Source organism: Kitasatospora sp. NBC_00458 (assembly GCF_036013975.1).
In the GTDB taxonomy this organism is placed as follows: Bacteria; Actinomycetota; Actinomycetes; order Streptomycetales; family Streptomycetaceae; genus Kitasatospora.
The window spans coordinates 4,178,085-4,204,219 of record NZ_CP107904.1 but is presented as its reverse complement, the minus strand read 5'-3'; the positions used below and the strand labels follow the sequence as shown (position 1 = coordinate 4,204,219).

The 26,135-nt window shown below is 75.0% G+C and carries 19 protein-coding genes and 1 tRNA gene; 16 read left to right on the top strand and 4 right to left on the bottom strand.

What is annotated here, in order from left to right; all coding sequences use genetic code 11:
• Window positions 1-118: 118 nt before the first annotated feature.
• The 4 genes from OG550_RS17135 (at window position 119) to OG550_RS17120 (ending at window position 2,127) form a co-directional block, all read left to right on the top strand.
• Window positions 119-727 carry a type II secretion system F family protein gene (locus OG550_RS17135; protein ID WP_327678480.1) on the top strand — a complete coding sequence of 203 codons (609 nt, stop codon included), beginning with the start codon at window positions 119-121 and terminating at the stop codon, window positions 725-727.
• Between the two features lie 137 nt (window positions 728-864).
• Window positions 865-1,137 carry a DUF4244 domain-containing protein gene (locus OG550_RS17130; RefSeq protein ID WP_327678478.1) on the top strand — a complete coding sequence of 91 codons (273 nt, stop codon included), beginning with the start codon at window positions 865-867 and terminating at the stop codon, window positions 1,135-1,137.
• Window positions 1,127-1,579, top strand: a complete 453-nt coding sequence (locus tag OG550_RS17125) for a TadE family type IV pilus minor pilin (RefSeq protein ID WP_442906010.1) — start codon at window positions 1,127-1,129, stop codon at window positions 1,577-1,579. The genes OG550_RS17130 and OG550_RS17125 overlap by 11 nt, the downstream gene beginning before the upstream one ends.
• On the top strand, window positions 1,567-2,127 hold the full coding sequence (locus OG550_RS17120; RefSeq protein ID WP_327678474.1) for an Rv3654c family TadE-like protein: 561 nt from the start codon (window positions 1,567-1,569) through the stop codon (window positions 2,125-2,127). The genes OG550_RS17125 and OG550_RS17120 overlap by 13 nt, the downstream gene beginning before the upstream one ends.
• Here the strand turns inward: OG550_RS17120 and OG550_RS17115 are convergent.
• A complete protein-coding gene (locus OG550_RS17115; RefSeq protein ID WP_327678472.1) occupies window positions 2,122-4,530 on the bottom strand; it encodes a DEAD/DEAH box helicase in 2,409 nt (802 codons plus the stop codon). The two genes, OG550_RS17120 and OG550_RS17115, sit on opposite strands and share 6 nt — an antisense overlap.
• A 222-nt stretch (window positions 4,531-4,752) precedes the next feature.
• On the opposite strand from OG550_RS17115, the gene bldG reads away from it, so the two are divergent.
• From bldG to OG550_RS17055, 12 genes are all read left to right on the top strand, one after another.
• Window positions 4,753-5,094 carry an anti-sigma factor antagonist BldG gene (gene bldG, locus OG550_RS17110; protein ID WP_327678470.1) on the top strand — a complete coding sequence of 114 codons (342 nt, stop codon included), beginning with the start codon at window positions 4,753-4,755 and terminating at the stop codon, window positions 5,092-5,094.
• 174 nt (window positions 5,095-5,268) lie between these two features.
• A complete protein-coding gene (locus tag OG550_RS17105; RefSeq protein WP_327678468.1) occupies window positions 5,269-5,691 on the top strand; it encodes an ATP-binding protein in 423 nt (140 codons plus the stop codon).
• A 452-nt stretch (window positions 5,692-6,143) separates the two neighbouring features.
• On the top strand, window positions 6,144-6,845 hold the full coding sequence (locus tag OG550_RS17100; RefSeq protein WP_327678466.1) for a small secreted protein: 702 nt from the start codon (window positions 6,144-6,146) through the stop codon (window positions 6,843-6,845).
• A 250-nt stretch (window positions 6,846-7,095) separates the two neighbouring features.
• The gene (locus OG550_RS17095; RefSeq protein ID WP_327678464.1) at window positions 7,096-8,628 is read left to right on the top strand and encodes a DUF7059 domain-containing protein; all 1,533 of its coding nucleotides are present in this window, start codon (window positions 7,096-7,098) and stop codon (window positions 8,626-8,628) included.
• A gap of 196 nt (window positions 8,629-8,824) precedes the next feature.
• Window positions 8,825-9,301 carry a DUF3592 domain-containing protein gene (locus OG550_RS17090; protein ID WP_327678462.1) on the top strand — a complete coding sequence of 159 codons (477 nt, stop codon included), beginning with the start codon at window positions 8,825-8,827 and terminating at the stop codon, window positions 9,299-9,301.
• A 533-nt stretch (window positions 9,302-9,834) separates the two neighbouring features.
• Window positions 9,835-12,702, top strand: a complete 2,868-nt coding sequence (gene topA, locus OG550_RS17085; protein ID WP_327678460.1) for a type I DNA topoisomerase — start codon at window positions 9,835-9,837, stop codon at window positions 12,700-12,702.
• Between the two features lie 169 nt (window positions 12,703-12,871).
• A complete protein-coding gene (gene tmk / locus OG550_RS17080; RefSeq protein ID WP_327678458.1) occupies window positions 12,872-16,363 on the top strand; it encodes a dTMP kinase in 3,492 nt (1,163 codons plus the stop codon).
• Between the two features lie 273 nt (window positions 16,364-16,636).
• Complete coding sequence (locus OG550_RS17075; protein ID WP_327683937.1) at window positions 16,637-17,848, top strand: DNA polymerase III subunit delta'; 1,212 nt, start codon at window positions 16,637-16,639, stop codon at window positions 17,846-17,848.
• Between the two features lie 381 nt (window positions 17,849-18,229).
• Complete coding sequence (locus OG550_RS17070) at window positions 18,230-19,420, top strand: hypothetical protein (RefSeq protein ID WP_327678456.1); 1,191 nt, start codon at window positions 18,230-18,232, stop codon at window positions 19,418-19,420.
• Between the two features lie 115 nt (window positions 19,421-19,535).
• Entirely contained in the window at window positions 19,536-21,254 is a 1,719-nt protein-coding gene (locus OG550_RS17065; RefSeq protein WP_327678454.1) for an alpha/beta hydrolase, read from the top strand.
• Window positions 21,255-21,350: 96 nt separating this feature from the next.
• The gene (leuE, locus tag OG550_RS17060; RefSeq protein ID WP_327678452.1) at window positions 21,351-22,007 is read left to right on the top strand and encodes a leucine efflux protein LeuE; all 657 of its coding nucleotides are present in this window, start codon (window positions 21,351-21,353) and stop codon (window positions 22,005-22,007) included.
• Between the two features lie 80 nt (window positions 22,008-22,087).
• A tRNA-Thr gene (locus OG550_RS17055) sits at window positions 22,088-22,161 on the top strand.
• A gap of 75 nt (window positions 22,162-22,236) precedes the next feature.
• On the opposite strand, the gene OG550_RS17050 is transcribed toward OG550_RS17055, so the two are convergent.
• The 3 genes from OG550_RS17050 to OG550_RS17040 all read right to left on the bottom strand — a co-directional run bounded on the left by OG550_RS17050 (window position 22,237) and on the right by OG550_RS17040 (window position 25,604).
• On the bottom strand, window positions 22,237-23,505 hold the full coding sequence (locus OG550_RS17050; RefSeq protein WP_327683935.1) for a sugar ABC transporter permease: 1,269 nt from the start codon (window positions 23,503-23,505) through the stop codon (window positions 22,237-22,239).
• A 59-nt stretch (window positions 23,506-23,564) separates the two neighbouring features.
• Complete coding sequence (locus OG550_RS17045) at window positions 23,565-24,344, bottom strand: ATP-binding cassette domain-containing protein (RefSeq protein ID WP_442906009.1); 780 nt, start codon at window positions 24,342-24,344, stop codon at window positions 23,565-23,567.
• A gap of 138 nt (window positions 24,345-24,482) precedes the next feature.
• Complete coding sequence (locus tag OG550_RS17040; RefSeq protein WP_327678449.1) at window positions 24,483-25,604, bottom strand: sugar ABC transporter substrate-binding protein; 1,122 nt, start codon at window positions 25,602-25,604, stop codon at window positions 24,483-24,485.
• Between the last annotated feature and the right edge of the window lie 531 nt (window positions 25,605-26,135).

The window sequence follows — 26,135 nt, the reverse complement described above, 5'->3', positions numbered from 1 at the left end:
GACCGGCCCGGTCGGTCGGCGGCCACCGGTACGGTCCGGCCGGTGGCGGCCGGGCGGCGGGAAACGCGGCCGGGAAGCGGCCGGGAAGGCCGCCGGGGGCTCCGCCCGGGCGGAGCGGGTGCGGCGGGCAGCGGCGGCGGCCACCGCCGGGATCGGCGCGGCCGTGTTCCTCGGGGGCGGCGTCGGACTGGTGGCCGGCGGGCTGCTGACGGCCGGGCTGTGCCGGTGGCTGCCGCGGGCCCGCTCCCCGGCGGAGCGACGCGCCCTGGAGGACGAGCGGCGGCTGGTCCGGCAGCTGCCGCTCACCGCCGAACTGCTGGCCGCCTGCCTGGGCTCGGCGGCCTCGCCCGCCGAGGCCGTCGCGGCGGTCGGCCGGAGCCTGGGTGCCCCGATGGGCCCGAGACTGACGGCCGCGGCGGCTGAACTCGCCCTGGGGACGGCGCCGGAGCACTGCTGGAGCAGGTTGGGCCGGGAGCACCCCGCGCTGGCGCCGCTGGCCCGCTGCATGGTCCGGACGAGCCTCAGCGGGGCCCCCGCGGCGGGGGCGCTCACCGGGCTGGCGGAGGGACGACGGGCGGAGGCCGTCCGGGCGGCGCACACCCGGGTGCGCAGGGCGGGCGTGCTCGCCACGGCGCCGCTCGGGCTCTGCTTCCTCCCGGCCTTCGTCCTGCTCGGCGTGGTCCCGGTGGTGGTGGGCCTCACCGCCCGCTTCGCCCAGGCCATGTGACGGATCGTCCTGTTGTTTCCGCTCGGCCCGCCCGGCCGAGCGGCGCCGGCTGCGACGGCGGCGGCCCTGGCCACCGCCGTCGCAGCCGACCGGATCGGAACCGAAATCGACTCAAGGGGAAAACCATGGATGCAGTGATGGACGCAGTGCTCAAGCCCACCGCGGTCGCGGGAGGTTCGCCCGCTCGGAGGGCGCGGTTGTACCGGCGCCGGGGCCGCTGGGTGGTCCGCCGGATCCTGCGGGCGGTCCGGGCGAGGGCCGGCTCCGACGCCGGGATGACCACGGCGGAGTACGCGGTCGGGACCCTCGGGGCGTGTGCGCTGGCCGCCGGGCTCTACAAGGTGGTGACCAGTCCGGCCGTCCTCGGTGCGCTGACCGACGTCCTGGACCGAGCGCTCCATGCGACCTGACGGGCAGTGCGCGGGGCGGCGGGTGAGGCCGTTGCGGGGCGGTCGGACCGGACGGTTCCGGCGGCGGGGCGACGGCGGTTTCGTCACCGCCGAGACCGCCGTCGCGCTGCCGGCGTTGGTGGTGCTGGCCGCGATGCTGGTCTGGGCCGTGCTCGCGGCGGCCGCCCAGCTCCGCTGCGTGGATGCGGCGCGGGTGGGGGCCCGGGCGGCCGCGCGCGGCGAGGCGGACGCCGCCGGGATCGCCCGGGCGGCCGCTCCGCCCGGGGCGGAGGTCCGGGTCGAGCTGATGGCGGACACCGTCCGGGTGGCCGTGGACGCGCCGTCCGCGGCGCCGGGCAGGCTCGCGGGCGTGCTCTCGGTGCGGCTGGGCGCGGCCGCCGTGGCGGCGCGGGAGGACACCCTGCGGGGCGGGGAGGGAGGTGCCGGTCCGTGGCCCGGCTGACGGGGTTGACGGGGCTGACGGCCGTCGCGGCGGTGGTGCGCCGTGCGGCGCGGCTCCGGTTCGGTCGGTCGCGGGTGCTCGGTGGCAGGTCCGACACCGGGTCCGGGACGGTCTGGCTGGTGGTGTGCGCGCTGCTGGGCTGTGCGGCGTTCACCGTCGTGCTGTCGGCGGGTGCGGTGGTCGGCGCGCGGCACCGGGCGGAGTCCGCCGCCGACCTGTCGGCGCTCGCGGCGGCCGGCGGGTTGCTGCTGGACACGGACGGCGGCTGCGGCCGGGCCGGTGCCGTGGCGGCCGCGCAGTCGGCCACCGTGGTCTCCTGCTCGGTGGACCGGGAGGCGGACGCCGTCGAGGTCGTGGCGGAGGTACAGGTCACCGGGCTGCCGCTCAGGCTGCCCGTCGGTCCGGCCAGGGCCCGGGCGCGGGCAGGACCGGTCCGGGCCGCGGTCGCCCCGACGGACGAGGACGCGCGTGCCGCGGTCGGCGAGCCGGTCACCCCGGCACCCGACCCGGCCGTCCGGGGCGCCCGGACCGGAGGGACGGACTCATGACCCCCCGGTCGCGCGGTCTTCCCCGGGCTCCTCGGCCGCCTTCCCGTCCGTTCCCGCCTCCGTTCCCCCGTCCGGACGCCCGGTCGTCGCTGCCGGCGCACCCGTGAGCAGCACGTCCAGCAGCCGGACGGCGGCCGCCTTGTCCAGCGGGTCGTTCCCGTTGCCGCACTTGGGCGACTGCACGCAGGAGGGGCAGCCGCGCTCGCACTCGCAGGCCGCGATCGCCTCCCGGGTGGCCGTGAGCCACTGGAAGGCCCGCTGGAAGCCCCGTTCGGCGAAGCCGGCGCCGCCGGGGTGGCCGTCGTAGACGAACACGGTGGGCAGGCCGGTGTCGGGGTGGAGCGGTACCGAGACGCCGCCGATGTCCCAGCGGTCACAGGTGGCGAAGAGCGGGAGCAGGCCGATCGAGGCGTGTTCGGCGGCGTGGGCGGCACCGGGGAGCTGGTCGACCGGGATGTCCGCGTCGAGGAGCTGGTCCTCGGTGACGGACCACCAGACGGCCCGGGTGCGCAGGGTGCGGGGCGGCAGGTCGAGCTTGCTCTCGCCCATGATCTCCCCGGTGGAGATCCGCTTCCGGAGGTAGCCGACCACCTGGTTGACCACCTCGACCGAACCGAAGCTGAGCCGGCCCTCGCCCCACTCGACGGTGGTGTCGGTGGAGAGCACCGAGATGGAGGTGATGTCGCGCGCCGCGGTCGTGTAGGGCGGGTCGGCGGGCTCCACCAGGGCGACCGAGTTGTCGAGGTCGAACTCCCGGACGAGGTAGCTGCGGCCCCGGTGGAGGTGGACGGCTCCGGTGTGGACGGTGGTGTGGGCGGCGGAGGCGTCCACGGTGCCGAGCAGCCGACCGGTCGGGGCTTCGACGATCTGCACCGGGTTGCCCCCGTTGCCGCGCAGGTCGACGCCGTCGGCGGCCCGTTCGCGGCGGGTCCAGTACCAGGCGTCGCCGCGCCGGCGGAGTAGTCCGCGCCGTTCCAGTACCGGCAGCAGCGGTGCGGCGGAGGGGCCGAACAGCTCCAGGTCGGTATTGGTGAGCGGGAGCTCGGCGGCGGCCGCGCACAGGTGCGGGGCGAGGACGTGCGGGTTGTCCGGGTCCAGGACGGTTGCCTCGACAGGGGTGGCGAACAGCGCCTCCGGGTGGTGCACGAGGTAGGTGTCCAGCGGGTCGTCCCGGGCGATCAGGACGGCTAGGGCGCCCTGGGCCTCGCGCCCGGCGCGTCCGGCCTGCTGCCAGAGGGAGGCCCGGGTCCCGGGGTAGCCGGCCATCAGTACGGCGTCCAGGCCGGAGATGTCGACACCGAGCTCCAGAGCGGAGGTGGACGCCAGACCGAGCAGTCGACCGGAGTGCAGGTCGCGTTCCAGGGCACGGCGTTCGTCGGCGAGGTAGCCGCCCCGGTAGGCGGCCACCCGGTCGGCGAGCGGCCGGCCGAGCTGGTCCTGGGTCTGCAGCGCGACCAGTTCGGCGGAGCGGCGGGAACGGACGAAGACGACGGTGCGGGTCTCCCGCTCGACCAGGTCGGTCAGGAGGTGGGCGGCCTCGGCGGTGGCGGTCCGGCGGACGGGTGCGCCGTGCTCGCCGACGTTCTCGGTGAGCGGTGGCTCCCAGAGTCCGAACACCATCGGTCCGCGCGGGGAGGCGTCCTCGGTCACCGCGTCGGCGGGCAGACCGGTGAGCCGCCGCGCGGTGACGGCCGGGTCGGCGGTGGTGGCGGAGGCGAGCAGGAAGGTGGGCGTGGAGCCGTACCGGGCGCAGATCCGGCGCAGCCGTCGCAGGACCTGGGCGACGTGCGAGCCGAACACGCCCCGGTAGCTGTGGCACTCGTCGATCACGACGTAGCGCAGGGTCTTGAGGAAGGAGGACCAGCGGGCGTGGGCGGGCAGGATGCCGCGGTGCAGCATGTCCGGGTTGGTGAGGACGTACGAGGCGTACTGGCGGACCCACTCGCGTTCCTCGGGTGGGGTGTCGCCGTCGTAGAGGGCGGCCCGGACCCTGGGCGGGGCGAGGTCCGCGGCCCGTCGGCGCTGGTCGGCCGCCAGTGCCTTGGTGGGGGCGAGGTAGAGCGCGGTGGCGCCACGCCCGTTGCGGGCCTCGGTTCCGTCCAGCAGATCGGAGAGCACGGGCGCCAGGTAGCCGAGGGACTTGCCCGAGGCGGTACCTGTGGCGATCACCACAGTATGGCCGGATTTGGCCAGGTTCATCGCTTCTGCCTGATGGGCCCACGGGCGTTCCACGCCCAGGGCCCGGGCGGAGGCGACGATCTCGGGCCGGATCCAGTCGGGCCACGGTGAATAGCGGGCGGCCCGGGCGGGAAGGTGCTCCGTATGGGTGAGCCGGTCCGACCGCCCGCGGGTGGTGGACAGGGTCGTGAGCAGTGCCTCGGGCAGGCTGTGACGCGGCGGCATGAGGACCCAGTGTGTCACCGGAGTGACGCAGAATCGCCCCAAGCCATCGTGCGGTCATGGTCGCAGGTGGTTGAATGTGGCCGTGACGGCCGTACGGCCGGGGGTCGCAGCGCCGAGGCTTGCCATGCATTCGCCGGGTGTGCCCGGGGCTTGTGACCATGCGGTGGCGGCCGTCCGGCCGAAGATCGCAATGACGTAGCAAGGCAAGGTGCTGGAGGTTCCGTGGACCTGTCCCTGTCGACCCGTACAGTCGGCGATCGCACGGTCGTCGAGGTTGGCGGCGAGATCGATGTGTACACCGCCCCGAAGCTGCGCGAGCAGCTGGTCGAGCTCGTCAACGACGGCAGCTACCACCTCGTCGTCGACATGGAGGGCGTGGACTTCCTGGACTCCACCGGCCTCGGCGTGCTGGTGGGCGGTTTGAAGCGGGTGCGCGCCCACGAGGGTTCCCTGCGACTGGTCTGCAACCAGGAGCGCATCCTCAAGATCTTCCGGATCACCGGCCTGACCAAGGTCTTCCCGATCCACAACTCGGTGGACGACGCGGTCAACGCGACCGACTGACCGGACTGACCCGGCCGGGCCGGCCATCCGTGGCCGTCCCGCCCGATCCTTACGCGTCCGGGAGCCGGGGCCCGCTCTTCGCGGCCCCGGCCCGTCCGGCCGTCCCGGGGCCGGTGGACGTCGGCCCGCAGGGGCCGTGTCCCGGGCCCCGGTCGGAGACCCCGAGGGGGAGAGATGGCAACCGTCGAACTTCGATTCAGTGCGCTTCCCGAGCACGTGCGTACGGCCCGGCTGGTCGCCGCGGCAGTCGCCAGACGAGCGGGGGTCGACGAGTCGGTGCTCGACGAGGTGCGCCTCGCCGTCGGTGAGGCGTGCTCCCGAGCGGTCGGCCTGCACCAGCGTGGTGGCATCGGCGGCGCGGTGCGGGTGGCGCTCATCGACCAGGAGAAGCGTTTCCTCATCGAGGTCGAGGACGAGGCCGGTCTCGACACCGTCCCGACCGCCGCCGGTTCGGCGGAAGGCATCGACCCGGACGAGGACACCCTCGGTCTCGCGGTGCTCACCGGACTGGTCGAGGACCTGGAGGTCACCAGCGGTACCGGCGGCGGCCTGATCCGCATGAGCTGGCCGGTCTCGGTCGACGCCCTCGCGGTCTGACGTCCGGCAGGTAGCTCCGGCGGGGTCGGTCCCGGCGGGGTCGGTCCCGGCCCCGCGCGACTGTCGGGCACCGGTATCCGGATGCCTGGCGCCGGCGGCCGGACCCGGGCGAGCGGACACCGACCGTAAGTCGTCGGCGCCGTCCACCGAAACCGGACAACCGGACACCTGAGGCCTCGGACGCCTCCGACACCTCGGACGAGCAGTCCCTGCGGGCCTTCGAGCGGGAGGCCCCTTCCGGTGCGCCGCCGTACATCCCGAACGCGTGCGCGCCTCCTCCGCATGCCGTGCCCGAGTGCTCCGCCGCGCCCGTCACCGCGCCCGTTGCCCCGCCCCTCCGACGGCCGCCGGAACGCCGGAACGCCGGAGCGGCGGTGCGGGCGGGAACCGGGGGGCGTACGGGGCCGTGTAGGTTCGCTGTTCGACGACCGAAACCGAAAGGGCTTCTCCCGGTGAACAAGCGACTGCTGGCCGTACCCGCGCTCGGCGCGCTGCTCGCGTTCGGCGCCGTCGGCTGCGGCGACAACAGCAAGCAGCTGGAGTCCTGGGCCGCGAACGTGTGCGGCTCGGCCAAGGACCCGATCGCCCAGGCGCAGACCGCCCTCGCGGACACCGGCCAGGTGAAGACCGGAGAGGTTCCGGCCGACCTCCAGAAGCGCCTCTCGGCGGACATCGGGCGGCTGGCGAAGACCAACCAGGACATCGCCGCGGCCATCGACGGCGCCGGGGCGCCCAAGGTGGACGACGGGTCCACCCTGCAGAAGGACACCGTCGCCGAGCTCAACAAGGCGGCCGACGGCTACCTGGAGGTCCAGAAGAAGCTGGACGCGCTGCCCAACGGCGACCAGGCGAAGTTCGCGGACGGGCTGCGCAGCGTCGCCGACCAGGTCCAGCAGCTGGCCTCGCTCTCGACCCAGGCGCAGGGCAAGCTGCAGCGCGGTGAACTGGGCGCGGCGATGGCCAAGCAGGAGGGCTGCAAGCCGGGCACGCCCGGCGCCGCTCCGGCGGCCGGGTCCACCGGCACCCCGACCGGCACGCCGACCGCCCCGCCGGCGGGCGCACCGGCGGACGGCGCGAGCCCGGCCGCCAGCCCCGCCGCGACGGACCCCGCCGCCACCCAGCCGCCCGCCGACCCCGCTCCCTCGGCGAGCTGACGGACCGCACCGGACCGGCAGCCGGAACAGAACCGCAGAGCCCGACCCGCAGAGTCCGCAGAACCTGCAACCTGCAGCACGTCCCCTCCCCTCGGCCGACCGGCCGGGGGGCGTTCGTGCTGCCCGGGCCGGTCGGGCCGGAGGCGCGCCGGGACCGGGCCGGGACCGCGCCCCCGCAGGTCTCCCCGCAGGTCCCGCCGCGGGGCCGCCGAGGGGGAGCGGGGGCGCCCGGGCGGGGGACAATGGCGGGGTGATCAGTAGCCCCGTTCTCGACCCGACCCGCCTCGCCAAGCTGCGCGAGGCGCTGCTCGCAGCCTCGTACACCGCCGACGGCTGCCTGGACCTGCTCGGGCCCACCGGGTACGCCGCACTGGCCCGCAGCGAAGCGGTGCCGGCGCTGCGGGCGACCCGCGGCGGCAGCCCGCTGGAGACGCTGGTGCGGCTCTTCCTGCTGCAGCAGCCCGTGCCGTACCAGGCGGCCGCCGCCGCGCTGCCCGTCGAGGACTGCCTGGCCGACGGCTGGCTGCGTCCGGACGGCGATCTGGTGCGGGCCACCGTGGACGTCCGCCCGTACGCGGACGAGGTCGCCGGGCTGCCGAGCGCGGACGCCTGGGTGGTCTCCGACCTGGGCTGTGCGGTCGGCGGCGCGGGCGGTATCGGTTCCGGGGAGACCGCGCACGGCGTGGCCCGGAAGGACCTGGTGCTCGGGGTGGGGGGCGCGTCCACCACGCTCGCCAACCTCACCGTGCGCCGACCGGTGAGGTCCGCGCTGGACCTCGGTTCGGGCTCCGGGGTGCAGGCGCTGCACGCGGCCCGGCACGCCCAGCGGGTCACCGCCACCGACGTCAACGCGCGGGCGCTGCGCTTCACCGAGCTGACACTGGCGCTGTCCGGGTTCGAGGCCGCCGAGACCGCGGAGGGCAGCCTCTTCGAGCCCGTCGGGGAGCGGCGGTTCGACCTGATCGTCTCCAACCCGCCGTTCGTGATCTCGCCGGCCGGCCGGTTCACCTACCGGGACGGCGGGATGGCCGGCGACGACCTCTGCCGGAGCCTGGTCCGCTCCGCCGCCGATCACCTGGAGCCCGGCGGTTACTGCCAGTTGCTGGCCAACTGGCAGCACGTCAGGGGCGAGGACTGGCGCGACCGGGTGTCCGGCTGGGTCGCGGGCACCGGCCTGGACGCGTGGATCGTCCAGCGCGAGGTGCAGGACGTCGCCCAGTACGCCGAGCTGTGGCTGCGGGACGGCGGTGACCACCGTGGTCCCGGCGGGGACTACCAGGCCCGGTACGGGGAGTGGCTGGACGCGTTCGAGGCGGGCGGGGTCGAGGGCATCGGGTTCGGCTGGATCACGCTGCGCGCGGGCGGCGCCGAGCGGCCGACCGTCCGGGTGGAGGAGTGGCCGCACCCGGTCGAGCAGCCGCTCGGCCCGCACATCGAGGAGTGGTTCGACCGGCAGGACTTCCTGCGGACGCACGACGACGCGGGCCTGCTGGCGGCCCGGTACGTGCTGGCCGACGAGGTGGTCCAGGAGCAGGTCGGCGCGCCCGGGGCGGAGGACCCGGAGCACGTGGTCCTGCGCCACAACCGGGGCATGCGGCGGGCCACCAAGGTGGACACGGTGGGAGCCGGGTTCGTCGGGGTGTGCGACGGGACGCTGTCGGCGGGCGAGATCGTGGACGCGATCGCGCACCTGCTCGGCGAGGACCGGGTGGTGCTGCGGGACCGGGTGCCGGAGTCGCTGCGGCTGCTCACCGAGCAGGGATTCATCCGCCCGGTGGCCTGATCGCGCCCCCTCGCGACCCTCACGAACCCGGGCATCCCCGGCCCTAGGACCCCTCACGAACCCGGGCATCCCGGGCCCTGTCGGTTCACCTCTCCGTGTCCCCCGGTTCGCCGGTCGGACTCCTTGCGGCTGCCCCGCGTTGGCCCCCGGCTGTGAGTCTCTGTCCACAGGCTGTGGACAGGGCTGGGGGCTCGGGGTGGAGACGACGACGGCGACGGCCGGGGGCCTGATACTTGCCCTCTTCGGCGGCGCACTCCTGTTCTGGTGCGCCGCCGAAGTGCGCCTTCGCCACCGGACGCGCCGTCGGGGCGTGGCGGCGGTGGCGACGGTGGTCACCGAGTCCGATCCGCACGGCGGACTCGACAGCGCGCCCCTGCTCTCCTTCTCCGCACCCGCCGGGTACTCCGCGCAGGCCGACGCCCCGGCGGGGCCGGGCCGGCTCGGCGGGGTGGTGCTGACCCGGCCGCGCGGCCACACTCCGCTGCGCCGCCCGGCCGGGCTCTCGCCCGGTGCGTCCGTCCGGATCTCGTACGACCCGCGCCGGCCCCGGCTGGCGGTGCTGGCGGCGGAGGAGACGCCCCGGGCGGTGGTGGCCGACCTGCTGTGGACGGCGCTCGGCCTGGGCTGCCTGGCCGCGGGCGCGATCCTGCTGGCCGCCGCCTCCTCGCTCTGAGGGCCCGGCGGCGGCCCCGCCCGGGACGGCCGCCCTAGGCCCCGCGCACCACCGCTCACCATCGCGAACCACCGCTCGACACCGCCCGACGCGGTGCCGGCCGGTCGCCCGCGCGCAACTCTCTCGTGGCCGGTCCCGGCCATCGAGCCCTCCGTAGCCCCGCAGCCCCGGTAGCCCCCGCAGTCCCTGGGCCCCCGCGCCCACCGAGCCCCGCCTCCGGCCGGCGCAGGTCGCCCGGAATCTCCGTTGACAGATCTTGAAATCCGTCATTCCATCCTTCGGAACCCGCCGAAGCCCCCTCCGCAGGGCGCGATCCTCCGTCGTCGGGTTACCGTTCGAGTGGCGTCGGTCGGCCTTGCCGGTGAAAAAGCGGGATCCGTCCGTTTGACAAGGGTGGCCGGGGTACGGTCACACTCCGCTGGTGGGGTCGTCGTACAGCGGCAGCCCCCGGGACGGTGGAGGGGTCGGGCGGAGCGCAGCCCGTGCTGCCCGCGCCGACCAGCTCACGTAACGACCGGGAGAGAAGAGCGAAGGTGTCCCCGAGCAGCGAGACCGCGCACGGACAGCGACTCGTCATTGTCGAGTCGCCGGCCAAGGCGAAGACGATCAAGGGCTACCTTGGCCCCGGCTACATCGTCGAGGCGAGCGTCGGGCACATCCGCGACCTGCCGAGCACGGCGGCCGAGGTCCCCGACAAGTACACCGGCGAGGTGCGCCGCCTCGGCGTCGACGTGGACCACGACTTCGCGCCCATCTACGTCGTCAACGCTGACAAGAAGTCCCAGGTCAGCAAGTTGAAGTCGCTCCTCGCCGAGTCCGACGAGCTCTTCCTCGCCACCGATGAGGACCGCGAGGGCGAGGCCATCGCCTGGCACCTCCAGCAGGTGCTCAAGCCCAAGGTGCCGGTGCACCGGATGGTGTTCCACGAGATCACCAAGGCCGCCATCCAGGAGGCGGTCGCCAACCCGCGCGAGCTGAACCAGCGCCTGGTCGACGCCCAGGAGACCCGCCGCATCCTCGACCGCCTGTACGGCTTCGAGGTCTCGCCGGTGCTCTGGAAGAAGGTCATGCCGAAGCTCTCGGCCGGCCGCGTGCAGTCGGTCGCGACCCGGCTGGTCGTCGAGCGCGAGCGCGAGCGGATGGCCTTCCGCTCGGCCTCGTACTGGGACCTGGTCGGCACCTTCGGGACCGGCCGCACCCCGGCCGACGCGGCGAACCCGGAGACCTTCGGCGCCCGGCTCTCGGCCGTCGACGGCAAGCGGATCGCCAGCGGCCGCGACTTCGGCCAGGACGGCCGCCTCAAGGCCGGCAGCACCGGCACCCTGCACCTGGACGAGCAGGCCGCCCGCGCGCTGGCCGTCGCCCTGGAGCAGACGGCGTTCTCGGTGCGCGGCGTCGAGTCGAAGCCGTACCGCCGCTCGCCGTACGCGCCGTTCCGCACCACCACGCTCCAGCAGGAGGCCAGCCGCAAGCTGGGCTTCGGCGCCAAGCGGACCATGCAGGTGGCCCAGAAGCTGTACGAGAACGGCTTCATCACCTATATGCGCACCGACTCGACCACGCTGTCCGAGACGGCCATCAACGCCGCCCGTGCGCAGGTCACCCAGCTGTACGGGGCCGACTACCTGCCGGACGCGCCGCGCACCTACGCCTCCAAGGTGAAGAACGCGCAGGAGGCGCACGAGGCGGTCCGCCCGTCCGGCGACCGGTTCCGCACCCCCGCCGAGACCGGCCTGAGCGGCGACGACTTCCGGCTCTACGAGCTGATCTGGATGCGCACCGTCGCCTCCCAGATGAAGGACGCGGTCGGCCAGTCGGTCACCGTGAAGGTCGGCGGCCGCGCCGCGGACGGCCGGGACGTCGAGTTCTCCGCCTCCGGCAAGATCATCACCTTCCACGGCTTCCTCAAGGCCTACGTCGAGGGCGCCGACGACCCGAACGCGGAGCTGGACGACCGCGAGCGCCGGCTGCCGCAGGTCACCGAGGGCGACCCGCTGGCCGCCGAGCAGCTCACCCCCGAGGGCCACGCCACCAAGCCGCCGGCCCGCTACACCGAGGCCTCGCTGGTGAAGGAGCTGGAGGACCGGGAGATCGGCCGCCCCTCCACCTACGCCTCGATCATCGACACCATCATCGGCCGCCGCTACGTGTTCAAGAAGGGGACGGCGCTGGTGCCGTCGTTCCTCTCCTTCGCCGTGGTCAACCTGCTGGAGAAGCACTTCGGCCGGCTCGTCGACTACGACTTCACCGCGAAGATGGAGGACGACCTCGACCGGATCGCGGCCGGCGAGGCGAAGTCCGTGCCGTGGCTCAAGCGCTTCTACTTCGGCGAGGGCGCCGGCGAGGGCGTGGCCGCGGGCGGCGCCGCCGAGGCCGGCAACGGCGACGGCGACCACCTGGGCGGTCTGAAGGAGCTGGTCACCGACCTCGGCGCGATCGACGCCCGGGAGATCAGCTCGTTCCGGATCAGCGACGGGATCACCCTGCGGGTCGGCCGCTACGGCCCGTACGTCGAGCGCGCCTCCGAGGTCGAGGGCGAGCCCGGCCAGCGCGCCGACATCCCGGACGACCTGCCGCCGGACGAGCTGACCGTCGAGCTGGCCGAGGAACTGCTGGCCCGGCCCAGCGGCGACTACGAGCTCGGCCCGGACCCGGTCAGCGGCAACATGCTGGTGGCCAAGGACGGCCGGTACGGCCCGTACGTCACCGAGATCCTGCCCGAGGGGACGCCCAAGACGGGCAAGAACGCCGTCAAGCCGCGGACCGCCTCGCTGCTCAAGACGATGGCGCTGGACGCCGTCACCCTCGACGACGCGCTGAAGCTGCTCTCGCTGCCGCGCGTGGTCGGCGTGGACCCGGAGGGCGTGGAGATCACCGCGCAGAACGGCCGCTACGGCCCGTATCTCAAGCGCGGCACCGACTCCCGCTCGCTCACCAGCGAGGACCAGATGTTCACGGTCACGCTGGAGGAGGCGCTCGCGATCTACGCGCAGCCCAAGCAGCGCGGCCGCGCCGCCGCCGCGCCGCCGCTCAAGGAGCTGGGTACCGACCCGGTCAGCGAGCGTCCGGTGGTGGTCAAGGACGGCCGCTTCGGCCCGTACGTGACCGACGGCGAGACCAATGCGACGCTCCGTAAGGACGACGAGGTCGAGACCATCACCCCGGAGCGCGGCTACGAGCTGCTCGCCGAGAAGCGGGCGCGCGGACCGGTGAAGAAGACCGCGAAGAAGGCCCCGGCCAAGAAGGCGGCGGCCAAGAAGACCGCGGTGAAGACCACCACCACGAAGACCGCGGCGGCCAAGACGGCGGCGAAGAAGACCACCACCAAGGCCGCGGCCAAGAAGACGACGACGGCCAAGAAGGCCGCCGCGGGCAAGACCGCCGCCACCGACGAGGGCTGACCCGCAGTCGGCGGCCCCGGGCCCGCGTCCGCTCCGGCGGCGCGGGCCCGGTTCGTTCGCGGGCAACCCGCGACGAGGGTGTGCGCACTCTGTCACAACCCTGCGATGGCGCCCGTCCGGAGCCGCGCTCCCCTCTTTTGCGCCATGCGCCGACCGCTACGCTGACCGTATGACGAGCGAGGAGCAGCCCACCCCCAGCGCCGCCGAGGCCGCCAGAGCCGGCACGCCCGACCTGCCCGAGGTCGCGCCCGCCGGAACCACCGGCGAGCGGGTCCGCGCGCTGCTGCGGCTGCGCCCCTACCGCCGGCTCTGGACCACCCAGCTGATCAGCGGCACCGCCGACCGGCTCGGCCTCCTGGTGCTGCTCGCCCTCACGGTGGTCGCCACCGCGCTCGGCGGACAGTTCGGTGACCTGCCGCGCAGCCTCGCCTTCGCCGTCGCCGCGGTCTTCGCGGCCCGGCTGGCGGCCACCGGGCTGGTCGGCGCCGCCCTGCTCGGCCCGGTGCACGGGCTGCTCACCGGAAGGCTCGACCGGCGCTGGACACTGCTCGGCGCGGACGCGCTGCGCGCCGTGCTGATCGCCGTCGCCCCGTGGTGGACCGTCTGGCTGGGCGGCACCGGAGCGGAGCCCTCCGGCGCCGCGACCTGGGTGCTGCTCGCCACCGTCTTCCTGACCGGCGCCGCCGAACGGGTCTGGACGATCGGCAAGGCCGCGGCCGTCCCCGCCCTGCTGCCGCCCGCCAACCCCTTCGCCCCGCCGGCCGAGCGGCGCCCGTCCGCCGCCAACCTGGCCAGCGTCCGGACCCTGGACCACCGCACCGGCTGGGCCACCGTGCCGCTCGCCGCGGCCGCGCTCGTCGCGCTCACCCTGCTCGACAACGTCTTCGCGGCGCTCGGCTCGGACTGGCTGCGCGCCCACCAGACCACCTTCGCCGCCCTCGGCGCAGCCGCCCTGTTCGCCGTCTCGGCCGTCCGGATCCACCTCCAGGAGCTGCCCGGGGGCGTCGTCCCGGTGGCCCCGCACTCCCCGCTGCAGGGCCTGCGCGCGCCGACCGACGCCACCCCCGGCCCGGCCCTGGCCAAGGGCCGCACCGGCTCGGCGCCGTACTTCACCTTCGCGGTCGCCGCCGGGTACGCGGCGATGGCCGGCGTCTGCGCGCTGGCGCTGCTGACCGCCGTCGAGCACCGCGCCGGGCCGATCGGCTACGGCCTGCTGGTGCTCGCCGCCACCGCCGCCCCCGCGCTGGGCATCCGGCTCACCCGGGCGACCCTGCCCGCGCTCTCCCGCCGCAGGCTCCTCGCGCTCGCCCTGCTGACCGAGGGCGTCGCGCTGATCCTGGCCGGTTTGGTGCTGGACTTCGTGCTCGTCCTGCTGCTCACCGTGCTGGCCGCGCTGGCCGCCGGGATCGTCGTCGCCACCGGGCGCAGCCTGCTCGCCCAGGAGGTCGAGGAGGCCCGGCTGCCCAAGGTCACCGAGCACCTGTACGCGGTGCTGCGGGCCGTGGTCGGCGCCGCGCTGGTCGGTGTCCCGCTGATCGCCGCCGCCTACGGGGACGTCGAGTACGGCACGGTCGAGCCCGGCTCGTTCACCTTCATCCACGGCGGTGCGGCCCTCGCGGTCGCCACCGCCGGACTGCTCACCCTGGTGCTGGCGGCCGTCGTCCTGCTCCGGACCGACGACCGGCGCGGCACCGCCCCGTTCGGCCGGGACCTGCTGGACGCCCTGCGCGGCGCCACCGGTCCGGCGCCGCACCGCACCGAGGGCACCGGGTTCTTCATCGCCCTGGAGGGCGGCGACGGCGCCGGCAAGTCCACCCAGGCGCAGGCGCTCGCCGAGTGGATCCGCGGCAAGGGCCACGAGGTGGTGCTCACCCGCGAGCCCGGCGGCAGCCCGGTCGGGCAGCGGCTGCGCGGCCTCGTCCTGGACGTCGGCAACACCGGCCTCTCGCACCGCGCCGAGGCGCTGATCTACGCCGCGGACCGGGCCGAGCACGTCGAGAACGTCATCCGCCCCGCGCTGGCCCGCGGCGCGGTCGTGATCACCGACCGCTACATGGACTCCTCGATCGCCTACCAGGGCGCCGGCCGCGACCTGGCCGCCACCGAGGTGGCCCGGATCTCGCGGTGGGCGACCGGCGGGCTGCTGCCCGACCTGACCGTCGTCCTGGACGTCGACCCGACCCGGGCCCGGGAGCGGTTCACCGAGGCGCTGGACCGGCTGGAGTCCGAGCCGACCGAGTTCCACCAGCGGGTCCGGTCGGGCTTCCTGGCGCTCGCCGCCGCCGACCCGGCGCGCTACCTCGTCGTCGACGGCAGCCAGCAGCCCGGATTCGTCACCACCGCGATCCGCCACCGGCTCGACCGGGAGCTGCCGCTCTCCGAGCAGGAGAAGGCCGCCCGCGTCGAGCAGGAGCGCCTCGCCCGGGAGGAGGCCGAGCGGCGCGCCGCCGAGGAGGCCCGCAAGCGGGCCGAGGAGGAGGCCGCCGAGCGGAAGCGGCAGGAGGTGCTGGCGCAGCTCCGGGCCGAGCAGGCCGAGCAGGAGCGGCTGGCCAAGGAGGAGGCCGAGCGGGTCGCCGCCGAGGCGGCGCGCAAGGCGGCCGAGGAGGCCCGCAGGCGCGCGGAGGAGGAGGCGCGGAAGCAGGCCGAGGAGGAGGCCAGGCGGCGCGCCGAGGAGGAGGTGCGGCTGGCGGCCGAGGCCGCCGAGCGCAAGCGGCTCGCCGACGAGGCGGCCGCCCAGGCGGAGCTCCAGCGGCAGCGCGAGCTGGCGCGGGAGGAGCAGCGCCGCCGTGCCGAGGAGGCGCTGCAGCGGGCCGAGGAGGCCCGGCTGGCACAGGCCGCCGCGCTGGCGGCCGCGGCCGCTGCGGCCGCCGAGGCGGCCGAGCGGGCGGAGGCCGCGGGGCGTCCCGCTGCCGCGCCGGGCGATGCGGTGACCACCGAGCTGCGGGTCGTGAAGGACACGGGGGCGGTGGATCCGCGGGGACGCGGCGGCGAGGACGCGACGCAGGAGATCTCCGAGCGGGACCGTCGGGCGGCCGTCCGGGCGGCGGAGGCGGCGGCCGGTTCGGCCGGTGCCGGTGCGACGGGCGCCGGTTCGGCGGGCGACGCCGCGGCGACCACGAAGCTGCCGGTCGTCCCGGCCGCCCCGGCCGCCCCGGCCGTCCCGGTCGCTCCGGCCGCCCCCGCGGACGAGACGGCCGTCCTGCCCCGGGTCCCGGCGGACGACGCCGACGACCGGACCTCGGTGCTGCCCCGGATCGAGCCCGGCCGCCCGGACGAGGCGCTGCCGCCCGGCCTCTGGCGGGACGAGCGGTCCGCCGCCACCCCGCCCGCGGACCGGCCGGCGGAGCGTCCCGCGGACCGGCCGGTGGACAGCACGCGCGAACTGCCGGTGGTCGACCCGCGGCAGCCGCCCGCCACCGAGTCCCGGCCGAGGCCGGACTGGGCGGAGGAGACGCCGATGGACGACCTGCCGAGCCTCACCGACACCCTGCTCGGCTCCCGGGACGAGTGGGCCCGCTGGGGCGGTGACGGGACCGACCAGGGCACCCCGGGCACCCCGGCCGGTCCGGCCGGTCCGGTCCCGCCGGGCGGCGCGGACGGCCGGGCCGACGGACAGGACGGCGGCAAGGGCAAGGGCCGGCGCTGGGGCCGCCGGAGCTGACCGACCGCCGACCGCCGTGGGGGCCGGGGCCGGTACGGCCTGTACGGCCCGCGGGGTCGGCGCAGTACGACCGACGACGGGCGGTGCGGCCGGGGCAGTGCTCCGGCGGCGCCGCCCGCCGTCGTACCGGAGACGTATGCTCGACGGCGGGAGACGGCGCCGGGCCGCCGTCCGTCCGCGTCCCGGTCCCCACCGCCGGTCCGGACCGCTACCGGTCCGCGCCTCGGCGGCGCCCGTACCGGGGTGGAGTCCGTACCTAGCTTGGGAGCAGCAGTGGCCGTCTGGGACGACCTGGTGGGCCAGGACCGGGTGGTCGAGCAGCTGACCGCAGCCGCCCGGGCGGCCGGGGCGGCCGTCGCCGCCGGACGCGGGGCCGCGGCCGCGGCGGGCGGCAACGCCTCGCTGATGACGCACGCCTGGCTGTTCACCGGCCCGCCCGGGGCCGGCCAGACCACCGCCGCCCGCGCCTTCGCCGCCGCCCTCCAGTGCACCAGCCCCGACCTCGCGCTCGGCGGCACCCCCGGCTGCGGCTTCTGCGACGGCTGCCACACCGTGCTGGCGGGCAGCCACGCCGACGTGAAGTACGTCCGCACCGACGGCCTGTCGATCGGCGTCGGAGACATGCGCGACCTGGTGCTGCGCGCCTCCAGCTACCCGACCGGCGGCCGTTGGTCGGTGATCCTCGTCGACGCCGCGCACCGCCTCACCGAGGCCGCCGCCAACGCCCTGCTGAAGGGGGTCGAGGAGCCCTCCCCGCGCACCGTCTGGCTGCTCTGCGCGCCCTCCGTGCAGGACGTGCTGCCGACCATCCGCTCCCGCTGCCGCCTGCTGGTGCTGCGCACCCCGGCCGCCGAGGCCGTCGCCGACATGCTGGTCCGCCGGGACGGCGTCGAGCCCGGGACCGCCCGGGTGGCCGCGCTGGCCGGCCAGGGGGACATCGAGCGGTCCCGCCGCCTCGCCGTCGACGAGCAGGCCCGGACCCGCCGCGACGAGGTGCTGCGGATCCCGCTGGAGGTCGCCGACATCGGCGGCTGCCTGGCCGCCGCGCAGCGGCTGGTGGACACCGCCAAGGCCGACGCCGAGGCGCTCGCCGAGACCCAGGACGCCAAGGAGACCGACGACCTCAAGGCCGCCTACGGGGCGGCCGAGGGCAGCAAGGCGCCGCGCGGCATGGCCGGGGCGGTCAAGGAACTGGAGAAGCGGCAGAAGAGCCGGGCCACCCGCACCCGCCGCGAGACGCTGGGCGTCGCCCTGCTCGACCTGCTCGGCTTCTACCGGGACGTGCTCGCCATCCAGCTCGGCTCGACCGGCGCGCTGGCCAACGAGGACCAGCGGCCGGCGCTCGGCCGGGTCGCCCAGGCCGGTCCGCCGGAGTCGACGCTGCGACGGATGGAGGCCGTGCTGGCCTGCCGGCGGGCGCTGGACCGGAACGTCGACCCGCTGCTCGCCGTCGAGGCGATGACGGTGGCCCTGCGGGCGGGGTGAGCCCGGGGCTCCTGCGGGGCACCCGGGGGCCCCGGTGCCGCGGGTCCGCCCGCGGGTGATCCGCCGGCGGCCGCACGTCCGGGCCCGTACCCGGTGCCTCCGTGCCGGACCGCCCGGACCCGCGCGGGCTGCTCGCCGCCCCCTGAGCGGGCCGGGGCGCCGGGGCGGGGCATCGAGGCGGGGCCGTCCCGCGTACGGCTTCCCGCCCACCCGGCGTCCCACGTTCGAGTGAACGAGCGATACGCGCCGGGCACACCCGCGTGCGACCGCCGGGTCGTCTTGCACGCTGGGGGCCGACCGCGCCCCGGGACCGGGGCCGTCGCGTCCCGTACGGCGCCGGGCCCGACCGGCCGTCCGGCCCTCCCCGAGGTGGTGCGTCCCATGGTGAGTTCGCTTCTGGTCGTCCCCCTGCTGGCCGCCGCAGGGGGCGGGCTCTGGCTGGCCCGCAGCGCGCTGCTGCGCTGGCGCGACCTGCGGTCCGCCGAGACGTACGAGCTGACCGGCGACCAGCGGCCGGTGCTGGTGCGGGCGGCCGGGGCGATGTTCTGCGGGATCTGCGTCACCGTCCTGACCCTGCTGACGGCGCTGGGCGCGTTCGGCGAGCTGGTCGGACCCGGCGGGTCGGCCGGGTCGGGTACGTCGGCCGGTTCGGCCGGGTCGGCCGACGGCGGCGGGTCGGACCGCCAGGCCGCCCCGCCGGAGGCCGCGGGCGCCGCCCCGGCCCCCGCCGCCACCCCCGCCGTGGCCGCGGTGCCCGCGGAGGCTGCCGCCGCGCCCGCCGCGCCCGCGGCCCCCGCCCCGCCGCCGGTGGTCAGCCGGTTCGACAGTGTCGGGCGTCCGGGCGGCGGAGAACTGCTGCAGTCCGCCGTCCCCGGCCCGGACGGCCACCCGCGGAACGTCCGCGTCTGGCTGCCGGCCCAGTACGCCAAGGACCCGAACGCCCGCTTCCCGGTCGTCGTGATGCAGGCCGCCACTCCCGGCAAGACCGCCGACACCGAGGTGCCGGACGTCTTCGAGGGCCTCGCCTCCGCCGCCCAGACCGCCAAGGCCCGACCGTTCATCCTGGTCGCCCCGGAGGCGCCGATCGGCACCGGGTACCCCTGTGACCTGCTCGCCGCCGCCCCGATGGCCGTCGCCGACGACGCCGCGCTGCGCACCACCATCGCCGCCTCCTTCCGCACCCTGCCGCCCGGGCCGGCCACCTGGGGCACGCTCGGGGTCGAGGGCGGAGCGCCCTGCGCCGCGGCCGCCGGGCTGGCCCGCCCCGACCTCTACGGCGCGGCCGCCGCGGTCTCCGGCCGCTACGACACCGCCGCGCTCGCCCGGACCGGGGCCGAGGCGCCCGCCACCGCCACCCCCAAGCTGCTGCTCGCCGCTGGCAAGGCCGACACCGCCGGTCTCGACGCGGCCCGCAAGCTGCAGTCCACGCTGCACGCCGGCACCGGCGCCGCCGCCCGTGCCGAGGTGCGGATCTCCGACAACGCGCAGGACTACTCGGCCGACCGGATCCGGCTGCGCCTGGTCCGTCAGGCGGCGCAGTACCTCGGCGAGGCGCTCGCCAAGGCGTCCTGACCCGCCCGGACGGGCACTACGCTCTTCCCGGTACCGGGGCCCCGTCCGGGCCCCGTACCGGTACCCGGACGGCACTGAGGCCGCTCCGGGCGCGAACAGCCGAGGGGGTTCCGATATGCCGGCCGAGCTGCGGTCCGACCGCGAGCGGCGCGGGGGTGTCGTGGCCGCGGCCGCGCTGCTGGCGGCCGTCGGACTGGTGGCGGGGGGCTGCGGCCCGACCGGGACGGCCACCCCCGGCGCGGTCTCCTCCGACACGCTCCCGCCGGCCGGCGGCACGCCCTCCCCGCCCTCCCCGCTCTCCGCCGCCCCGACGGCACCGGCCCTCGCGGCCGACCGGCCCGGTGCCGCGCCGCTGGAACCGCTGCCCGCCGCCGTCCCGGCCGCGCTCGCGCCCTACTACGGGCAGCGGCCGACCTGGCGGCCCTGCGACGACGGCTACGAGTGCACCAGCTTCAAGGTGCCGCTGGACTACGACCACCCGGACGCCGGCGACCTCACCCTGGCGGCGGTCCGCGCGCCGGCCGTCCCCGGTGCCGCAGCCGGTTCCGGTTCCGGGGCCGGGGCCGGAGCGGGCGCGGCGGGCGGCGGCGGCCGGATCGGTTCGCTGCTGCTCAACCCCGGCGGCCCCGGAGCCTCCGCCATCGAGTACGTCGAGGGCGTCGCCCGGACGTACGACGGCGGTGTGCGGGCCCGCTACGACCTGGTCGGCGTCGACCCGCGCGGAGTCGGCCGCAGCGCCCCGGTCACCTGCCTGACCGGCGAGCGGATGGACGCGTACACCGCGGTCGACATCACCCCCGACGACCAGGCGGAGATCGACGCCCTGGTCGCCGCCGCCAAGGAGTTCGCCGAGGGCTGCCGCCGGTCGGCCGGGGACCGGCTCGGCCACCTGAGCACCGTCGAGGCGGCCCGCGACCTCGACGTGCTGCGGGCCCTGCTCGGCGACGAGCGGCTCAACTACGTCGGCAAGTCGTACGGCACCTTCCTCGGCGCCACCTACGCCGGACTCTTCCCGGGCCGGACCGGCCGGATGGTGCTCGACGGCGCGATGGACCCCTCGCTCGACGCGCTGGCCGGCAACCGCACCCAGGCGGGCGGCTTCGAGACCGCCTGGGCGGCCTTCGCCCGGGACTGCGTCAAGCGCGAGGACTGCCCGCTCGGCCGGACCGAGCAGCAGGCCGGCGAGGGACTCGCCGGCCTGTTCGCGGCGGTCGACGCCCGCCCGCTGCCGACCGCCGCCGGCCGCCGGCTCACCGAGTCGCTGGCCACCACCGGCGTCATCCAGGCCATGTACGCGGACTTCCTCTGGCCCGGGCTGCGCACCGCCCTCGCCGACGCCCGGGCCGGCGACGGCACCGGCCTGCTGAAGCTCTCCGACGCGTACTACGGCCGGGAGGCGGACGGCTCGTACCCCAACCTGATGTCCGCCAACACGGCCGTGAACTGCCTCGACCTGCCCGCGCCGTTCAGCGGCCCGGAGGACGCCGCGCGGGCGGTGCCGGACTTCGAGCGGGCCTCGCCGCGGTTCGGCCGCGACATGGCCTGGATGGCGCTGACCTGCACCTACTGGCCGGCCCGGTCCACCGGCGCGCCGCACACCGTCCGGGCCGCCGGCGCCACGCCGATCGTGGTCGTCGGTACCACCCGCGACCCGGCCACCCCGTACTCCTGGGCGCAGGCGCTCGCCGGACAGCTGGAGTCCGGGCGGCTGCTGACCTTCGACGGGGACGGCCACACCGCGTACGGCCGGCACGACGTCTGCCTCGACGGCGCCGTCAACCGCTACCTGCTGGGCGGTGAGGCACCGGAGGACGGAAAGCGCTGCGGGGCGTGACCCGGTCGGAACACCCGGCGGTGCCTTCTGCCGCCGCCCGGTGCGACGTTACGATGAGCGCCCCTCGCCCTCCCCGTCACCCCACCGGAGCCCCCCGTGCTCGGAGTCAACGACCTGGCGACGTACGTCCTCGGCGCCCTCGTCATCGTCCTCCTCCCCGGCCCCAACTCCCTCTACGTGCTGTCCGTCGCCGCCCGCAAGGGCGTCCGCACCGGCTACGCCGCCGCCGCCGGGGTCTTCGTCGGCGACTTCACCCTGATCAGCCTCACCGCCCTGGGTGCCTCCTCGCTCCTGAAGGCCAACCCGGCCGTCTTCGCGGTGGTCAAGTTCGGCGGCGCCGCCTACCTGCTCTGGATAGGCATCGGCATGCTCCGCGCCGCCCGCGGGCTCTGGCGCGAACACCGCACCGCCGGTGACGCCCCGGACCAGGCCGCGGCCGCCCCGGAGCCCACCGAGCGCCCGTTCCGCCGGGCCCTGGTGATCAGCCTGCTGAACCCCAAGGCGATCCTCTTCCTGCTCTCCTTCTTCACGCAGTTCGTGGACCCCTCCTACGGCAGCCCGGTGCTCTCCTTCGGCCTCCTCGGCGGCATCCTCCAGACCTTCAGCGTGCTCTACCTCTCCCTCCTGATCTTCGCCGGGACCACGCTCTCCGCCGCCTTCCGCCGCCGCAAGCGCCTCTCCGCGGGCCTCACCAGCGGCGTCGCCGCTCTCTTCGCCGGCTTCGCCGCCAAACTCGCCGTCTCCTCCGCCTGACCGCCCCCGCTCCACCCGGTACGGATCACCGCCGAAACCTGTGTAGACTGACCCGCGTTGCCGTCACTTCCGGCAGCGGTGCCGCCTTAGCTCAGTTGGCCAGAGCAACGCACTCGTAATGCGTAGGTCATGGGTTCGAATCCCATAGGCGGCTCTGTGGAAGCCCCAGGACTCACTCGCCGTGACCTGGGGCTTTTGCTTGTGGTGGGCGGGGTGGGGCGGTCGGGGGTCAGGCGCGGCCGGCGGCCCGTTGGGTGCGGCGGGCCAGGGAGTCGATGACCACGGCGGCCAGCAGGACGGCGCCGGTGATCATGAACTGGATGGCGTTGCTGAGGCCCTGGATGTTCATGCCGGACTGGATGGAGCCGATCACCAGGGCGCCGAGCAGGGCCGACCAGGTGGTGCCGCGGCCGCCGAAGAGGCTGGTGCCGCCGATGACCGCCGCCGCGATGGCGTTCATCAGCAGGTTGCCGCCGCCGGAGGTCTGACTGGCCGACTGGATCTGCGCGGCGAGGAAGAGGCCGCCGATGCCCGCCATGGTGGAGCAGATCATGAAGACGCTGATCCGGGTCCAGGAGATGTTGATGCCGGCCCGGCGGGCGCCCTCGATGTTGCCGCCGAGGGCGAACACCTGACGGCCGTAGCGGGTGCGGCGCAGCACGAAGTCCAGCACCACGATGAAGACCAGGAAGATCAGCAGGGCCAGCGGGAGCCCCTTGTACTGGTTGAGCGTGTAGGCCGCCAGGAAGGCGATGACCGCCAGGACCGCGGTGCGCAGGGCGATGTCGGCGGGCGGCCGGGAGGGCACTCCGGCGCGCTGGCGGCGGCGGGTGTCGACCAGTGAGGCGAGGAGGAACAGCACGACGCCGATCAGGGCCGCGCCGTACGCGGCGGCCTGCTGGCTGTAGATGGTGCTGTACAGCCTGGAGACGATGTCGTCGCCGGGGAGGTTGACCGTGCCGCTGGAGCCGAGGATCTGGAGCATGGCGCCGTTCCAGCCGAGGTTGCCGGCGAGGGTGACGACGAAGGCGGGCACGCCGACCTTGGCGAAGAACAGGCCCTGGATCAGGCCGACGACGGCGCCGCCGGCGACGGCCACGATCAGCGCCACCCACTGGTTGATCCCGTGGGTGACGCTCATGACCGCGAAGATCGCCGCGCACAGGCCGCTGACCGAGCCGACCGACAGGTCGATCTCGCCGAGCAGCAGGACGAAGACCACGCCGATCGCGATCATGCCGGTGCCGACGATCTGCTGCGACAGGTTGGAGAGGTTCTGCGCGGAGAGGAAGCTGCTGTTGAGGCTGCCGAACACGGCCCAGATCACGATCAGCGCCAGGACCACCGGCAGCGAGCCGAGCTCGCCGCTGCTGAGGCGGCGGCGGAACTCGCCCAGGTAGCCCTTGATGCCCTCCTGCCGGACGATCAGCCGGGGGTCGACGGCCGGGGTCGCCTCCGCGGCCACCGGGACGGGTGCGTTGACGCCGCCCTTGGGCATGCTGTCCTCGGGCAGCGGGACGTGGTGGCGGCCCTGGTCGCCGCCGGGCGTGTCGTTGCTCACTGGGTGCCCTCCGTGCCGCGGGCCTGCCGACGGGTCACGGCGTTGTCCGTGGCACCGGTGATGGCCGAGATGATCTGTTCCTGGGTGGTGGAGCGCCGGTCGAAGACGCCGTTGTTGCGTCCGAGGCGGAGCACCGCGACGGTGTCCGCGACCGCCATGACGTCCGCCATGTTGTGGCTGATCAGGATCACGCCGAGGCCGTTCTCGCGCAGCCGCTCGACGAGGTCGAGGACCTGGGCGGTCTGTTCGACGCCGAGCGCGGCGGTCGGCTCGTCCAGGATCACGACGCTGGGCGAGCCGATCAGTGCGCGGGCGATCGCCACCACCTGGCGCTGGCCGCCGGAGAGGGAGGCGATCGGGATGCGGACGCTGGGGATGCGGATGGAGAGGGTGTCCAGCAGTTCGCGGGAGCGCTTCTCCATCTCGACCTCGTCGAGCACGGTGAAGCGCCGGATCTCCCGGCCGAGGAAGAGGTTGCCGACCACGTCGAGGTTGTCGCAGAGCGCGAGGTCCTGGTAGACGGTGGCGATGCCCAGGTGCTGGGCGTCCTGCGGCCGGTGGATGGAGACCGGCCTGCCGTTCCACTCGATGACGCCCTCGTCCGGCTGGTGCACGCCGGCGATCGCCTTGACCAGGGTCGACTTGCCGGCGCCGTTGTCGCCGACCAGCGCGAGCACTTCGCCGGCGTGCACCTCCAGTTCGATGTCGGTGAGCGCCTGGACGGCGCCGAACCGTTTGGAGACCCCGCGCAGGGCCAGGACGGTCTCACCTGCCACAGTGACCAACTCCCTTGCCCCGCCTCCCCGGGGGAGGGCGGGGCGTCTACGGATTGCAGGGTCCGGCGCCGGGTGGTCCGGCGCCGGGCGGGGGCCGGGTGCCCCGGCCCGGGGAGGCCCGGGCCGGGCGGTGGTCCGCTACGAGATGCCGGCCTCGGCGCAGGCCGCGGCGTAGTCGGGGGTGCAGATCTGCTGCGCGGTGTAGAGGCCGTCGGCGATCACCGTGGACTTGATGTTGTCCTTGGTCAGCACGACCGGGGTGATCAGGTTGGCCGGCACGGTGTTGCCGCTGCCGTTGGTCACCGTGGTCGGTAGCAGCGCCGGCGGGGGCGTCTTCCCCTCCGCGAAGTCGACCGCGATCTCGGCCGTGATCTCCGTCTCCGGCTTGAACGGCTTGTAGATCGACATGGTCTGGGTGCCCGCCAGGATCCGCTGGACGCCGTCGAGCTGGGCGTCCTGGCCGGTCAGCGGAACGCTGATGCCGGCGGCCTTGAGCGCGGTCGCGATGCCGGCGGCCATGCCGTCGTTGGCCGAGTAGACGCCGACGACGTTGGGTGCGCCGATCGCGGTGATCGCCGCGGCGGCCTCCTGGTTGGCGTTGTTCGGGTCCCAGTTGGGGGTGTCGTACTCCTTGCCGATCTGGAGCTTCCCGTCGATCGCGCTGTGCGCGCCGGCCTTGAAGTCGGCCGCGTTGGGGTCGGTCGGCGAGCCGTTGATCATGATGATCTGCCCGGCGTTCGCCTTGTCGCCGACCGCCGCCACCAGGGCCTGTCCCTGGAGCTCGCCGACCTTCTTGTTGTCGAACGACACGTAGGCGTCGACGGGGCCCTGCGCCAGGCGGTCGTACGCGATCACCTTGACCCCGGCGTCGTGCGCCTTCTGGACGGAGGACTGGATCGACTTGGAGTCGACGGCGTCCAGGATCAGCACCTGGTCGCCCTTGGTGAGGGCGGTGTCGACCTGGGTCTGCTGGGTCGTCGCGTTCTCGTTGGCGTTGTAGTAGTCGATCTGGGCGGTCGGCGCCAGTTCCTTGATCTTCTGCTCGATCAGCGGGCGGTCGAACTGCTCGTACCGCGTCGTCTTGGTCTCCGGCAGCAGCAGGCCGATCTTGATCGTCCCGCCCGAGGCGGCGCTGCCCGAGGCCGCGCTGCCCGAGGACGTGCTGCCGGTCGACTCCTTGGCGCTGCCGCAGGCCGCCAGGCCGAGTCCGACCGACGCCACCGCGACCACCGCGACGACGTGGCGAAGACCGTTGCTCATGAGGATGCCTCTTCCGTGTGGGTCCGCCCCCCGGGAGTCCACCCCCGGGAGTCCACCCCCGCCTCCGAGTCTGCGAACAAGGGGCGCGCGCCACGATTCCTGTTGCGCCGAGCGGGTCAGACCGGTCCGCAGGGAAGGCCGATGACGTTCGGTGACCGGGCGGGGGCGTACCGTACCCGGAGTGCTCCGCCGCGCCGGGCCGCGTCCGCCCCGCCGTTTCCCGGCCGGCGCCGCCGGTGCGGCCGGGAAAGCCGCCGACCGACCCGTCGGATTGTCATGGACTGGATACCGGAACGCCCGCCGCGAAAAATTCGGAGTGCTCCGCCGCAGGTCGCGAATGTTACCGGCTGGTCGCACCCGGGAAGTCCTTGACTTCGTCCGATCCGGATTCCTAGGGTGAATGCACATGAGTCGTCGTGCCGACTCGGCATGCAACGATACGGGGGAAAATTGAACGTTGAATTTGGCAGTGTCTGCCAATCCCGGGAGTAGGCCCGGCCATTCAGGCCGTTCGGCCGACGGGCAGTCAGG

What these genes read in the sequence shown, in the direction of transcription:
- OG550_RS17130 (WP_327678478.1), top strand. Translation starts at nt 865, where the DNA reads ATGGACGCAGTGCTCAAGCCCACCGCGGTCGCGGGAGGTTCGCCCGCT.
- OG550_RS17125 (WP_442906010.1), top strand. Translation starts at nt 1,127, where the DNA reads ATGCGACCTGACGGGCAGTGCGCGGGGCGGCGGGTGAGGCCGTTGCGG.
- OG550_RS17115 (WP_327678472.1), bottom strand. Translation starts at nt 4,530, where the DNA reads ATGCCGCCGCGTCACAGCCTGCCCGAGGCACTGCTCACGACCCTGTCC.
- OG550_RS17105 (WP_327678468.1), top strand. Translation starts at nt 5,269, where the DNA reads ATGGCAACCGTCGAACTTCGATTCAGTGCGCTTCCCGAGCACGTGCGT.
- tmk (WP_327678458.1), top strand. Translation starts at nt 12,872, where the DNA reads ATGACGAGCGAGGAGCAGCCCACCCCCAGCGCCGCCGAGGCCGCCAGA.
- OG550_RS17070 (WP_327678456.1), top strand. Translation starts at nt 18,230, where the DNA reads ATGGTGAGTTCGCTTCTGGTCGTCCCCCTGCTGGCCGCCGCAGGGGGC.
- OG550_RS17065 (WP_327678454.1), top strand. Translation starts at nt 19,536, where the DNA reads ATGCCGGCCGAGCTGCGGTCCGACCGCGAGCGGCGCGGGGGTGTCGTG.
- OG550_RS17050 (WP_327683935.1), bottom strand. Translation starts at nt 23,505, where the DNA reads ATGCCCAAGGGCGGCGTCAACGCACCCGTCCCGGTGGCCGCGGAGGCG.
- OG550_RS17040 (WP_327678449.1), bottom strand. Translation starts at nt 25,604, where the DNA reads ATGAGCAACGGTCTTCGCCACGTCGTCGCGGTGGTCGCGGTGGCGTCG.